General features: G+C 70.8%; 8 protein-coding genes. 1 reads left to right on the plus strand and 7 read right to left on the minus strand.

Features of this window, described 5'->3' with window-relative positions; genetic code table 11:
- Positions 1 to 51: 51 nt before the first annotated feature.
- Positions 52 to 3,693 (minus strand): nSTAND1 domain-containing NTPase, encoded by a 3,642-nt coding sequence (locus tag LUX31_RS03920; RefSeq protein ID WP_328285639.1) that lies wholly within the window; start codon positions 3,691 to 3,693, stop codon positions 52 to 54.
- Positions 3,694 to 4,045: 352 nt separating this feature from the next.
- On the opposite strand from LUX31_RS03920, the gene LUX31_RS03925 reads away from it, so the two are divergent.
- Positions 4,046 to 7,480 (plus strand): S8 family serine peptidase, encoded by a 3,435-nt coding sequence (locus LUX31_RS03925; protein ID WP_235473124.1) that lies wholly within the window; start codon positions 4,046 to 4,048, stop codon positions 7,478 to 7,480.
- Between the two features lie 70 nt (positions 7,481 to 7,550).
- On the opposite strand, the gene LUX31_RS03930 is transcribed toward LUX31_RS03925, so the two are convergent.
- The 6 genes from LUX31_RS03930 to LUX31_RS03955 all read right to left on the minus strand — a co-directional run bounded on the left by LUX31_RS03930 (position 7,551) and on the right by LUX31_RS03955 (position 13,765).
- Positions 7,551 to 9,236 (minus strand): AMP-binding protein, encoded by a 1,686-nt coding sequence (locus tag LUX31_RS03930; protein WP_235473125.1) that lies wholly within the window; start codon positions 9,234 to 9,236, stop codon positions 7,551 to 7,553.
- A gap of 28 nt (positions 9,237 to 9,264) precedes the next feature.
- A complete protein-coding gene (locus LUX31_RS03935; RefSeq protein WP_235473126.1) occupies positions 9,265 to 9,765 on the minus strand; it encodes a flavin reductase family protein in 501 nt (166 codons plus the stop codon).
- A gap of 195 nt (positions 9,766 to 9,960) precedes the next feature.
- On the minus strand, positions 9,961 to 10,878 hold the full coding sequence (locus LUX31_RS03940; protein WP_235473127.1) for a VOC family protein: 918 nt from the start codon (positions 10,876 to 10,878) through the stop codon (positions 9,961 to 9,963).
- Positions 10,879 to 10,951: 73 nt separating this feature from the next.
- Entirely contained in the window at positions 10,952 to 11,704 is a 753-nt protein-coding gene (locus tag LUX31_RS03945; protein ID WP_235473128.1) for a dienelactone hydrolase family protein, read from the minus strand.
- A 35-nt stretch (positions 11,705 to 11,739) separates the two neighbouring features.
- On the minus strand, positions 11,740 to 12,498 hold the full coding sequence (locus LUX31_RS03950) for an SDR family NAD(P)-dependent oxidoreductase (protein ID WP_235473129.1): 759 nt from the start codon (positions 12,496 to 12,498) through the stop codon (positions 11,740 to 11,742).
- A 7-nt stretch (positions 12,499 to 12,505) separates the two neighbouring features.
- Entirely contained in the window at positions 12,506 to 13,765 is a 1,260-nt protein-coding gene (locus LUX31_RS03955; protein WP_235473130.1) for a hypothetical protein, read from the minus strand.
- Between the last annotated feature and the right edge of the window lie 114 nt (positions 13,766 to 13,879).

Here is a 13,879-nt window from a genome sequence, read left to right on the forward strand (position 1 = left end):
ACAACCTGATCAATCCCGTCCCCGACAGCGCGACACCCGGCGCCCCGCGCTTCAGGAGGTCAGGTCGCAGATCTCGCGATACGGCACGTCGGACACGTAGGCGTTCCACCGGGTCCTGGTCAGCCCCACTCCCCCGGTGCGCTTGCAAATGCTCGCGACCGCCTGTTCCGGGCCGATGGCATACGCCTGGACCGGCATCTGCGGGCCGGCGGCGTACACGGTGGCGCCGTCCCGGCTGAAAGCGAGCGAGCGGATCTCGTCGCCGGGAGTGGGCAGGTCACCGCCGAGCAGTTGCTGGGACGCGGTGTCCCACAGCCGCAGCGCGCTGTCCTCGCCGCCGACGGCGAGAGTGCCACCGTCGGGTGAGAAGGCCAGCGCTTCCACCGCCTTGGGGGCGCCGCCCTCCGACGTACCGCTCAGGACTCCCGTACGACGGCGGACGTCGCCGTCCCACAGGGTGACCCTGCCGGATGCGTCTCCCACCGCGAGCCGGGTGCCGTCGGGGCTGAACGCCAGCGCGGTGACCTCCTTACCGTCGGCGAGCGCGCGGCCGGTGACCGGGCCGGACGGGAGCGCCGCGTACTGGTCGTCGGAGCCGGCCGCCAGCCGTCCGTCGGCCCGCAGGACGAGGGAGTCGTCGGCCAGACCCCGCAGCGTGCCCTTCCGGTGCGGGGCCTGGCCGCCCGTGTCCCACACCTCCGTGCCGTCGATGCGCGAGACCAGTAGCGTGCGGCCGTCCGGGCCGAGGGCAAGACCGGAGAGCGGGCGGTCGCTCGTCAACGGAAGCCGGAACGACGTACGGACCTTGTGCGCGCGCACGTCCCACACGGTGAGCCGCTGCTGCGACCCCACGGTGTCGGCGACGGCGAGAGTCCGGCCGTCCGGGCTGAAGGACAACAGCGGGACGTCCCCGTTGGCCCCCTGCAGAGGGCCGAGGGCCGCCCGGGCGAGGACACTGCCACTGCGCGTCGAGCTCAGTTCGAAACCGTAGCCCGCTCCGGAACGGGTCGCCGTGGCAAGGACGGTGCCGTCCGGGCCGAGGACCGCCGCGTCGGGCGTGGTGCTTGGCCGGCGGGCCGCGAGGTTCGCGGTCAGGTCGTACGTGTGGACGGTGGCGCCGTCCAGGTAGCGCAGGACCCGGCTCTTCCCGGGGGCCCAGGCCAACCCCCGGACGTCGGCATCGGCGAGGGGCCGGCGGAACACCTGGCTGCCGTCCGCGTCCACCCGCCAGACGGCGAGTTCCTGATCGTCCGCCGTGGCCACGTACGCCCCGTCCCGCGAGAAGTCGGCCTGGGTGAAGCCGCCCTCGTCGCTGCTGGACAGCTCGGCGACCAGCCGTCCGCCGGGTACGTCCCACACGCGCAGGACAGGACCGGAGACGACGGCCAGCCGCTTGCCGTCGGGGCTGAACCGGACCATCCGGTTGCCGGTGTCGGCACCGGTACCGGTGCCGCAGACATCCTTGTCGGCCGTGTTCCAGGCGCCGGGCAGCCGCTTTCCGTGCACGGTGTCCCATACCTGGGGCGCCCCGTCCGCGGGGCACAGCGCGGCGAGTCGGCCGTTCGCGCCGACCGCTGCCGAGGCCAGACCGTGCGGCACGGCCGTCTCGAAGTCCGCCTTGCCGTCCGCCGTCCGCAGCAGCCGCACGGAACCCGTCCCCTCCGGCGGGGCGACCAGGTAGCTGCGCCCGTCGGCCCCGAAGTCCAGCAGCGTCGCGTCCCCGAGGCCGGCGACGCGATTTCCGGCGGCGAGGTCCCACAGCTGGTCGCCGTCCGGCCCGGCGAGGCCGACCGTCCGGGCGTCCGGGCCGACGGCGGTGACCTGCGTGTCCGGCGGCAGACGGTACGAGGCGGTCAGGCGGTGGCCGGCCACGTCGCGGACACTCACCCGGCGGCCCGTCACGCTGACCAGGGTCCGGCCGCCGTCGGTGAGGTAGCGCCGGGTGTCCTTGTCCGTCTGCGGGTCGGTGAAAGCGTCCCGTTCCGGCTGGACCAGTCCGGCGAGCAGCGCCGAACGGGACTCGGTGAGCGGGGCGATCCGCCAGGCCGCGACGCCGAGCAGCGCGGCCGTACGGGGGTCGGTGGACCGCAGGCTGCCGGCGATCGACGCGATACGGCGGGCGGCGGCCTTGGCGGTCTCCCGGTCGCTCGCCCGGTTCTGCTGCCAGGCGACGAGACCGGCGGTCAGAGCCAGCACGAGAAAAGCGGAGACGGCTACCGCGAGGGTGCGCATCCGCTTGGTGGTGCGGACCTCGGCCGCGTGGTCCGCGTCCCGACCGGCCAGCGACGCCGTGAGGAAGGCCCGCTCCGCGCGGGTGAGTTCGTCGTCCGGCCGTCCGGCGAAGAGCTCCTCGGCCCGGGCCAGCCGCGTCCCCCGGTACAGCGCGCCGGGATCGCGGCCCAGCTCCTCCCAGGCGCGGGCGGCCTCGCCGAGCCTGCGCTGCGCGCGCAGCCGCTCACGGTCCTGTTCGATCCACTCGGCCAGCCTCGGCCAGCCGGTGATCAGCGCCTCGTGGGCGAGTTCGACGGTGTCCTCGCTGAGGGTGATCAGCCGGGCGGCGGCGAGGCGTTCGACGACGGCCGCGTCGTCGGGCCCGGTCTCCAGCTCGGCCCGCTCCGCCGGGCGGCGGGTGTCCGCGGTGCCGTCACCCGGGGCGATCAGCCGCAGCAGGATGCGGCGGGCGGCGGGGGCCTGAGCCACGGACAGGTCGCCGTACGCCTGTTCCCCACTGGCGGCGATGGCACCACTAACGCCGCCCGCCTCCTCGTAGGCGGCGACGGTCAGGGTGCGGGCGCGGCGCCGGCGCCAGGTCTCCAGCAGGGCGTGGGAGAGCATGGGCAGCGCGCCGGGCCGGTCGGTGACCTCGTCGATGATCCGCGCGGTGAGCGCGCGTTCCACGTTGAGGCCGACGGCGGTCGCGGGTCCGGTGATCACTTCACGCAGCTCGTCCCGGCCCATCGGCCCGACCAGGAGGTTGGCCCGGCTGACCGCCTCCGCCAGTTCACGGTGGCCGGCGCAGTGGCCGTAGAAGTCGCCGCGGACCGCGACGACCACTCGCAGCCGGCTCTCCGGCTCACGGGCCGCCAGCAGTAGGTCCAGGAAGCGGTCCCGCTCCGCACGGTCCCGGCACAGGGTGAACAGTTCCTCGAACTGGTCGACGATCACCCAGGTGTCGAGGTCGCCGTTCTGCGCGACGAGCGCCTTCTGGTGTGTGTCCGCGGGCCGCTCCCCCGGCGCCAGCACCCGGATCACCGCGGGCCGCTCGGAGCCCGACATCTCGCGCAGCGCCGGAATCAGCCCGGCCCGCAGGAGTGAGGACTTGCCGCTGCCGGACGGCCCGAACACCGCCGCGAACCGGTGCTCCCGCACCAGCTCCAGCAGCTCGCCCACCGACTTGTCCCGGCCGAAGAACAGTGCGCTGTCGTCCGGTTCGAAGCGCGCCAGCCCACGGTACGGCGGCACCGCGTCCCCGTCCGACTCCGCGGCCTCCCGGGCGGACCGGTCCGCCTCCCGCCAGCGTTCCTCCCACTCCCCCGCGTCCGCGTCCAGCGCCTCCGCGTAGGCCACGACCACCGCCAGCGACGGCAGTTGTTCGCCGGCCGCCGCCTGGGACAGCGCACTCGCCGAGTAGGGCACGCGCTGTGCCATCTCCCGGTACGTGGGCTTGCCGGCCTTCTCACGGAGCTCACGCAAGTCATGCGCGAGCCGCTGTACGGGGCCGGAGTCGGGGTCTACCGGTTTCTCGCGTCGTCCCACCGGGCGGAAGCCTTCCAACTTTCAAAGAGGCGATCGGCGACCAACCTACGTTTCCGCCCGAATGCGGCGCAATCCCCGCCGATCCGCTCCCGCCGCCGATTGATCAGAGCCGCTGCGGACCTACTGACCAATCCGCAGGCCGCCAAGACTCGTTCTCAGCCGGGTGACACCCCCCGTCCCCGGCGCCCCGCGGCGGCCCCAGGCCCTGTCCCCCCTTGGCCTGGGGCCGCCTGTGCGCGCTCCGCGCGCAGCCACCGCACGCCATCGATGTGGGGAAGAGAGACATCCGTTGCGCAACAAGCACAGACTCACCAAGCGAGGCAGGGCAGTGACGTACGGCACAGCCGCACTACTGGCGATCGCCGGCCTCACCGCCACCGCCGTCACCACCCTGGCCGCCCCCGACGCCGCGGCCGAACCCTCGACCAGCCTGACCGGAGCGACCGCCCGCGTCACGCTGGTCACCGGCGACACCGTCGGGGTGACCGGCGGCACCCGAGTGGTAGGGGTGGACCGGGGCGAGGGCCGGTCGAAGATACCCGTCTCTGTGCAGAGCCTCGGCGGGCACACGTACGTCATCCCCGACGACGCGGCGCCGCTGCTGGCGAGCGGGCGCCTCGACCGGCGTCTGTTCGACGTGACGCAGCTGGTCGCCGACGGCTACGACGACGCGCACCGCAAGACCCTGCCGCTGATCGTCTCCTACAAGGGTTCCGCGGCGGACAGCGCGAAGGCGGCGCTGCACTCGGCGGTCGCCGAGGTGGAGCGCCAGCTGCCCGCCCTGCGCGGCCAGGCGGTGACCGCCGACAAACCGGACACGGAGAAGGTCTGGAACGCGCTGACCCGCCCGGCAGGCAACGCCGTCACCACCGAGCGCGGTGTCGACCATGTCTGGCTGGACGGCAAGGTCACGGCGCTGCCGCAGCAGGACGGCAACCTTGACCCGACCCAGGGCACCGCGCAGATCCACGCGCCCGAGGCATGGAAGGCCGGGTACGACGGCAAGGGCGTCAAGGTCGCGGTCCTGGACACCGGGATCGACGCCACGCACGCCGACGTCAAGGGCGCCATCGTCGCGACGAAGGACTTCACGGGGTCGGGGACCACCGACGACGGACAGGGCCACGGCACGCACGTCGCCTCCACCATCCTCGGCTCGGGCGCCCGTAGCAGCGGCAAGTACAAGGGGGTCGCGCCCGGCGCGAAGCTGTTGTTCGGCCGGGTCATGGACGACAACGGCGCCGCCCAGGACTCGTGGATCATCGCCGGCATGCAGTGGGCCGCCGGGCAGGGTGCCAAGGTCGTCAACATGAGCCTCGGTATGAAGGACAGCACGGGCGTCGACCCGCTGGAGAAGGCGGTGGACGACCTGTCGGCCTCCTCCGGGGCGCTGTTCGTCATCGCCTCGGGCAACGAGGGCCCCACGGCCGGCACCGTCGACTCGCCCGGGGCCGCCGCCGCCGCGCTCACCGTGGCCGCCGCGGACAGCAACGACAAGCTCGCGGACTTCTCCAGCCGTGGCCCGACCGCGGACGACGACCTCAAGCCGGACATCACCGCCCCCGGCGTGGACATCATCGGAGCCAAGGCGGCGCACGGCAGCGAGGGCGACACCGCCGCCGCGGGCTACGTCTCCATGAGCGGTACGTCGATGGCGACCCCGCACGTCGCCGGTGCCGCCGCCATCCTCGCCCAGGAACACCCGGACTGGACGGGGCAGCGGATCAAGGCCGCGCTGATGGGCTCCACGGTGCCGCTGAAGGACTCGTCCACCCCGTACGAGCAGGGCACCGGCCGGGTCGACGTGCTGCGGGCCGTTCACCAGACCGTGTTCGCCGACGACCCGTCGCTCTCCTTCGGCCTCCAGAAGTGGCCGCACACCGACGACCAGCCGGTCACCAAGCAGCTCACCTACCGCAACACCGGCGACAAGCCCGTCACCCTGGACCTGTCCGCCTCGACGGCCGACCCCGACGGCAAGGCCGCCCCCAGCGGCATGATCACTCTGTCACCCGCCAAGGTGACGGTCCCGGCCGGCGGCACCGCACAGACCGCCGTCACCGCCGACACCCGTGTCAACGCGACCGACGGCGTGTACGGCGGCACCATCACGGCGACGGCCACGACGGGCGAGAGCGTCCGCACCACGCTCGGCGTCACCCGCGAACCCGAGTCGTACAACCTGACGCTCAAGGCCGTCGGCCGCGACGGCAGGGCCGCGACCCCGCACCACCTGAACATCATCGGCCTGGACAGCGGCAAGTGGTGGATGTACGCCGACGACGGCACCGGACAGGACGCCACCAGCACCACGAAGATCCGCGTGCCCAAGGGCCGCTACCTGATCTCCGCCCAGCTCACGCGTGGCACGGACACCTCCTCCTCCGAGATGACCCAGCTGGTCTCACCGGGCCTGGAGGTGAACAAGGACACCACGATGTCGCTGGACGCCCGCACCGGCAAGCCCGTCAAGATCACCGCCCCCGACCCCCGCGCGAAGGTGGCCGGCGGCACCGTCATATTCGGCGCGCGCGGCGCCAAGAGCGACTACGACTACGCCTCGAGCGAGGATCTGACCGGCTCCTACAGCCGCCTCTACCTCGCCCAGGCCGGACCGTCCGCCTCCGCCAAGAACTTCATCGCCCAGATCGGCGGCACCTGGCAGCACGGCTCCACCGGCCCGCTGTACGACCTCGTCACCACCCGCAAGGGCTCCTTCTTCACCGGCCTGACCCACACCTTCACCACCCGCGGCCTGGCCAAGGTCGTCACCCCGTTCGGCTCCAACGCCAAGGGCAGCACGGTGCGCCCGACGGCGAACTGGAACGTGCCGGGCTGGTCGATGGTCTCCGATCTGCTGGGCTCGTACTTCGGCAACTCGCGCGCCGTACCGAGCACGTCCGTCGTGCACTACGTGACCACGGAAGGCGGACTGCGCTGGAACCTGGGCGGGAGCGTCGACTCCGCCGAGTACCCGGCCATGAGCATCCTGGCCCCGCTCAGGCCCCGCCGCTTCGAGCCCGGCCGCACCTACCGGGAGACGTACAACACCGGCGTCTTCTCGCCCATCATCACCACCTCCACCGCTCTCAGCGATCCGGGTGCCTCGCGCAGCGGCGACTTCTACGCCGTGTGCGTCCCGCTGATGTCGGACGCGGCGGGCCACTCGAACACGTCCCTGGCGACCACGCACCTGCGTCTCACCTCCGGCGGCAAGACCATCACCGACTTCCGTCACGACCCGTGCGGTGAGGTGTCGGGCGGGCTGCTGTCGGAGAAGGCCACGTACCGGCTGAGTCTGGACGCGTCCTACCCCGCCGGTGATGTCACCATCGGCAACCGGGTCACGACGGTGTGGACGTTCACCTCGGCGCACGTACCCAGCACCTCCATCAAGCGGCTTCCGCTCTCCGTGATCCGCTTCACCCCGAAGCTGTCCCTGACCGGCACCACGAAGGCGGGCGCCAGGCTCACCCTCCCGATCGGCATCCAGGGCCCGGCCGCGGCCAAGGGCGCCGTCAAGTCCCTGACGGTGCAGGTGTCGTACGACGGCGGCCGCACCTGGAAGCGCACGACCGTGCACACCGGCCAGGCCGGCAAGCGGTCGGTGACCCTGGCCCACCCGGCCAAGCCCGGCAAGGTCAGCCTCAGGGCCACGCTGGTCGACACCGACGGCAACTCGGTGACGGAGACCCTCTCGAACGCCTACCGGACCGTCCGGTAGTCCCGACCTCCTGACGTGTCCGCCCGCCTGCCGGAGTCAACGGCAGGCGGGCAGACGCACGTACGGAACGTCAGCTCCTCGGACTCGGGAAGTCGGACTCCCAGTACTCGTTCCGCCCGCGTTCGCCGTCCCGCCGCTGCTCCTGGGCACGCAGTTCGACCCGCCGGATCTTGCCGGAGATGGTCTTGGGCAGGTCGGCGAACTCCAGCCGCCTGATCCGCTTGTACGGGCTGAGGCGGTCCCGGGTGAACCGCAGGATCTCGGCGGCCAGTTCGGCGCTCGGTCGCTGTCCCACGGCCAGCACGACGAAGGCCTTGGGCACCGCGAGTCGCAGCGGGTCGGGCGAGGGCACGACGGCGGCTTCGGCCACCGCGGGATGCTCGATCAGCACGCTTTCCAGCTCGAAGGGCGAGATGCGGTAGTCGCTGGCCTTGAACACGTCGTCGGTCCGGCCCACGTAGGTGATGTAACCGTCGGCGTCCCGCGAGGCGACGTCGCCCGTGCGGTAGAACCCGTCGCGCATGACCTCGGCGGTGCGTTCGTCGTCTCCCCGGTATCCGCGCATCAGTCCGATGGGGCGCTTGGCCAGATCGAGGCTGAGTTCACCCTCGTCGGAGGGCGTTCCGTCGGGACCCAGCAGCGCGACGTGGTAGCCCGGCAACGGGCGGCCCATCGAGCCGAGTTTGATCGGCTGCCCCGGGGGGTTGCCGATCTGCGCGGTCGTCTCGGTCTGCCCGAAACCGTCCCGGATGGTGAGCCCCCAGGCCTTGCGCACCTGCTCGATCACCTCGGGGTTGAGCGGCTCTCCGGCTCCCACCAGCTCGCGCAGGCTCACCTCGTACGCCGCGAGGTCTTCCTGGATGAGCATGCGCCACACCGTGGGCGGCGCGCACATCGTGGTGACTCCGCACCGCGAGAGCACCTCCAGCAGCTGATCGGCGTCGAAGCGCGCGTAGTTGAGGACCAGCACGGTCGCCTCGGCGTTCCACGGGGCGAAGAAGCTGCTCCACGCGTGCTTCGCCCAGCCCGGCGAGGAGATGTTGAGGTGGATGTCGCCGGGCCGCAGGCCGATCCAGTACATCGTGGACAGATGCCCGACCGGGTAGGACGCGTGGGTGTGCTCGACGAGCTTCGGCCGGGAGGTCGTGCCGGAGGTGAAGTACAGAAGCAGCGGGTCGTCCGCCGACGTCTCGCCGCGCGGGGTGAAGGTCTCGTCGGCCGCGTCGGCGTCGGTGAAGCGATGCCAGCCCGCCGGCTCACCGCCCACGGCGATACGGATCCCGCCGCCCGGCAGGCCGTCGAACCGCTCCGTCACCTCCGCGGCGGCGACCACGGCACGTACCTCACCCCGCTCCATACGGTCGGCGAGATCCTCGGAGCTGAGCAACAGGGTCGCGGGGATGACCACCGCACCGAGCTTGATCGCGCCCAGCATCACCTCCCACAACTCGGGCACGTTGCCGAGCATGACCAGCATGCGGTCGCCGCGCTCCAGGCCCAGAGACGCGAGGTAATTGGCGATCTGGTGGGAGCGCCGGGACATCTCCGCGTAGGTGCGGGTGTGCTCGGTGCCGTCCTCGTCGATCACCCAGAGGGCCCGGGCGTCATTGCCTTCGGCTATGCGGTCGAAGTAGTCGAGCGCCCAGTTGAATGTCGACAGCTCCGGCCACCTGAACTCACGGCACGCGGCGTCGTAGTCGGCGCGGTGGCGCAGCAGGACCTCGCGAGCGGACAGAAAGGCGTCCAGCGAGCTCATGGCTCATCTCCTCGTCTGGGACCGGCTGTCATCGGCTCGTGGCGGACTCGAGGGGGTGGAAGTTGCGCCGGTAGTAGAGCGTGGGAGTGCCGTCGCTGAGATGGACGTCGTCGACACGGCCTACGAGGACCGTGTGGTCGCCGGCGGGGTGGATGGCGTGGGTGGTGCATTCGAGGGTGACGCTGGCGCCGTCGAGCGTGGGGAGGCCGTGCTCGTTGAGGGTGAAGCCGGGATGTGCGAACTTGTCGGCGCCGCGGGTGGCGAACCGCATGGCGAGTTCGGTGTGCTCGTCGGTGATCACATGGACGAGCCAGCGTGCGGCGCTGGTGAAGGCGGGGTGGCATTCGGCGTTGGCCGCCAGGCACACCAGGACCAGCGGCGGTTCCATCGAGACGGAGCAGAACGAGGTCGCCGTGAAGCCGCGCTCTTTTCCTGTCTCGTCGGTGGTGGTGACGATGGTGACGCCGGAGGGGAACGAGGCCATGGCCTCTCGAAAACGGCGTGTTTCGGTGCTGAGGGTGTCTGTCATGAGGGTTCACTCCCGCCGAGTGCGTGGTTGAGCCTTGTGCACGTGGTGCGCAGGTAGGCGATGTTGTCGGGGTTCGGGACACGGCCGGTGGCTCGCACGCCGCGATGTGGCTGTCATCCCGAGAGTGGGGCCGCGGCCACGGGCCGGTCGATCATGTGCTCGTCATCGTGCTGGTACTGCTGTTCGTGCCGGCGCCTACGACGGCTCCTCCGCGGCGATCGGCTCGATGCACGCGGGGGCAGGTGCCCCGCCGGGGCGGTGACCCCACGTGCTGGGGCTCTTCATGTGCGTGACGGTCCACGCGCTCTCGTCGTCGACCGTGTCGGCGCCCCACCCGTACTCGACGTCGAAGCCGCTCGGCGACCGGACGTAGAAACTGACCATCTTGTCGTTGGTGTGCCGCCCGAGCGTCATGGCCAGCGGGATCTCGTCCTTGAGGCACCGGTCGTAGGCGGTACCCACGTCGTCGAGTTCCTCGGTCTGCACCATCAGGTGGTGCAGGCCGCGGTGGCCGGGGATGCCGATCAGGGCGAGGGTGTGGTGACGCGGGTTGACGTGGAGGAACACCACGCGGTTGCCGTGCAGGTCGATCTCGTCACTGACCGTGAAGCCCAGCACCGACCGGAAGAAGTCGAGTGACTCGATGAGGTCCGGAACGATCAGCACGAGGTGCCCGAGTCCCTGCGAGCCCGTGACGAACCCCTTCATCGCCCGCCCGGGGCGGAACGACAGCGGCACGACGAGCTGTCCCCAGAAGATCTCGTGCGTGTGCCCGGCGGGGTCCGTGAAGCGCACCAGGTCACGTACCCCGGCACGGGCGCGGTCCTCGTCCGTCGCGCGCGAGACCTCCACTCCCGCGCTTTCGAGCTCGGCCACGGCTTCGTCGAAAGCGGTGGCGTTCGGCACCTCCCAGCCCACACACTCCAGCCGGTTGCGTTCCCCGGGGCTCACCTGGAGCCGGCCGGGTCGGTCGTCCGGGGTCAGCGAGACGGTGTCGGGGTGTCCCTCGGGGGAATCCGTAATCATCAGGCCGAGTACGTCGGAACCGAACTGGGCCCATTCCTTGGCGTCCGGGCTTTCCACCCGCAGATAGCCGAGTGCGTTGATCTTCATGTCGTCTCCTTCTGTGCAGTGCGCCGCAGTGGGTGAGGCGGCCGGGCCGAGGCGGCCCAGCCCGTTGTCGAGGTCAGAGCGCCTCGCGGAACAGGGCGCCCATCGACTCCCAGCTCCGCTTGTCCGCGAGTTCGTCGTACTTCGCGCCGACCACGCCGAAGTCGCCGGCGTTCGGGATCGTGAAGGCGTGCACGACGCCGGCGTAGGCGACGACCTGGCAGTCGACGTTGGCGTTCGACATCTCCTCAAGGAAGTCGGGCAGGGTCTTGGAGTGCACGACCCCTGCCATGTCGAGGAACGGGACGTCACCCGCGAACGGGTCGTCGGCACCGTGCAGCACCAGCGTCTTCGGGTGCGCCTGGCCGACCACGGCCTGCTTGGCCGTGCCCAGCACACCGTGGAAGCTGACGGCCGCCTGCAGGCCGGACAGGCCCGAGCGGACCAGCGCCAGGACCGTCGCGCCGCCGAAGCAGAACCCGATCGCTCCGATGCGTCCATTGCAGCGGGGATGCGCCTTGAGCGCCTCCACGGCCGCCGAAGCGCGTCGTACGAGGTCGTCCGGCCGGGAGAGCCAGGAGGCGACCACCCTGTCCGCGCCGGACATCTCGGGCGGCTGCCCGTTTCCGTAGACGTCGGCGGCCAGGGCCAGGTAGCCGAACTCCTCGGCGAGGCGGGTGGCCTTGCCGATGGGGTGCTCGCCGACGCCCTGGATGTCGTGGAAGACCACGACGCCGGGGCGGAGGTCGTCGCCGGGCGGCAGCGCGAGCCGGCCCTTGCAGGTGACATCGCCGTCGTTGTAGTCGAACGGCTCGAGTGCGGAGGTCATGTCATACCTTTCTGAGTTCGAACGGGCGCCGGAGTTCAGTGGCTCGCCAGCGAGGTACCGCCGTCTATCGCGATGGTCTGACCGGTCACCGAGGTCGATCGGACGAGCGCGAGCACCTGCTCGGCGATGTCGGCCAGTTGCGCGGTGCGTCCGAGCAGGGACGCCTCGCTGGCGGTGCGCTGTTGTTCGGCGTCCATCACACGGTTGGACATTCCGGTGTTCTCGACGACTCCGGGGGAGACGGAGTTGACGGCTACTTCGGGAGCCAGGGCGACGGCCAGGCACCGCGTCAGGTGGAGGAGCCCGGCCTTGCTGGATGCGTAGGCGATGCTGCTGGCGGCCGGGACGAACCCGCCCGTCGACGCGATGTTGACGATGTGGCCGCCACCCTCGGCCTTCAGCATCGAGGCGAATCCGCGGGCGAGCAGGAACGGTCCACGCAGGTTCGTCTCCAGGACGCGATCCCAGAGATCCGGGGTCAGGGCGTCAAGATCCTGGAAGGGGATCGGCGTGTTCCACGCGGCGTTGTTGACGAGGATGTCCAACCGGCCGTGCCGGGCTCTCACCTTGCCCACGCAGTCCTCGATCGAGGCCGACGACCGCTGGTCGAGCTCGACGAGATCGGCGCACTGGCCCGCCTCGACGAGTTCGCCCGCTGCCTTCTCGGCTCCGTCCTGCGCCCCGTAGTAGCCGGCGATCACCGCTGCGCCCGCTTCGGTCAACCGTTGTGCGACAGCTCTGCCGATGCCACCGGACGCACCGGTGACGAGGGCGACCCTTCCCACCAGATCCATGTCGGCCTCAGACCAGACAGCCGAGGTGTTCCTTGGTGAACGGCGGGTCGAGCGGGGCCCCGAACAGCGTGGTGGCGTACAGACCGGCCCAGTTCTCGTAGACCGCGTAGGGGTGGTTGCGCATCCCCATCAGGCCGCGCATGTAGTGCTGGAACAGCTTGTCGCTGCCCAGTACGGCGCCGCCGCCGATCTCGAAGACCTTGGTCACCGCGCCGAGACACTGTCCGACGGCGTAGGAGGCCTCGAACCGGGCCTGGGCGCGCTTCTCGTTGGAGACGGGCACGCCCGCGAGGACATCGGCGTGGATGGAGTCCCAGGTGCGCGGGATACGCGCCCGTGCGTCCTTGACCAGGGTCATGGCTTCGGCCAGACGGATGTGAACGGCCGAGTTCTGCGCGGCCACCGTGCCGAGCAGGGCGGACGCGCGGCGCCTGTTGTCGTCGATGAAGGCGTCGAGGGCTCCGACCGCGGCACCGATCGCGGGCGAGGCGATGTTGTAGGCCCACATCGACAGCCAGGGGAGCTCGAAGATCGGGCTGGTGTTGACGGCCTTGCCCGGCTCGTTGCCGTGGTAGACGTCGTCGACGGTCTGTGTGCGGTACTCCGGGACGACGGCGTCGACCGTGACGTCCTTGCTTCCGGACCCCTGGAGGCCCGCGACCCGCCAGCTGTCCTGGTCGATCTCGTAGTCGGCCGCCGGCACCAGGAAGACCCGGTACTCATGACCGTCGCCCTCGTCCGGGATGATGCCCGCGAGGCAGATCCACTGGGCGTGGTCGACACCGCTGAGGAACTTCCACCGCCCCGTGAGCCGGAAGCCGTCGCCGACGCGTTCCACCTTGCCGGTGGGCGCGAAGGACGACGCCACCCGGGCGTCCGGGTTCTCGCCCCAGACGTCCTGCTGGGCCTGCTGGGAGTACAGACCGATGTACCAGGAATGTCCTCCGAGGATCCCGCCGACCCAGCCGCTGGAGGGGCAGGCCGAACCGAGCCGGACGAGCGCCTCCTCCCAGGTCGACGGGTCGATCTCGAGTCCGCCCCACTGCCTCGGCTGCATCGCGCGGAATATGCCCGCGTCCGTCATCGCCTGGATGTTCTCGTCGGGCGCGCGCCGGATCTCGTCGGCCTTGAAGGTGTTTTCCCTCAGGAGGGGCAGGATGGCGTCGACGCGCTCCAGGAAGCGAGCGGAGTCGCCGAGCGGCTGGCGGGCATCGGCCTCGACGGTCTGCGGTGGCTGGATTGCATCGGCTTGGGCGAGTCGTGACATCGTCGTCTCTTCTCAGTTGCTGACGTTTGATCCTTTTGTGAGCCCTCCCGGGGTATCGCCGGGCTGGCTACGCGCAGGTTAACAATCCTGCACACACGATTCAAGAGTTTTGCA

Origin of the sequence: Streptomyces sp. GQFP (assembly GCF_021545335.1) — a bacterium.
In the GTDB taxonomy this organism is placed as follows: Bacteria; Actinomycetota; Actinomycetes; order Streptomycetales; family Streptomycetaceae; genus Streptomyces.

Coding starts and splice junctions, on each gene's coding strand:
- LUX31_RS03930 (WP_235473125.1), bottom strand. CDS start 9,236: ATGAGCTCGCTGGACGCCTTTCTGTCCGCTCGCGAGGTCCTGCTGCGC.
- LUX31_RS03940 (WP_235473127.1), bottom strand. CDS start 10,878: ATGAAGATCAACGCACTCGGCTATCTGCGGGTGGAAAGCCCGGACGCC.
- LUX31_RS03955 (WP_235473130.1), bottom strand. CDS start 13,765: ATGTCACGACTCGCCCAAGCCGATGCAATCCAGCCACCGCAGACCGTC.
- LUX31_RS03935 (WP_235473126.1), bottom strand. CDS start 9,765: ATGACAGACACCCTCAGCACCGAAACACGCCGTTTTCGAGAGGCCATG.
- LUX31_RS03950 (WP_235473129.1), bottom strand. CDS start 12,498: ATGGATCTGGTGGGAAGGGTCGCCCTCGTCACCGGTGCGTCCGGTGGC.
- LUX31_RS03945 (WP_235473128.1), bottom strand. CDS start 11,704: ATGACCTCCGCACTCGAGCCGTTCGACTACAACGACGGCGATGTCACC.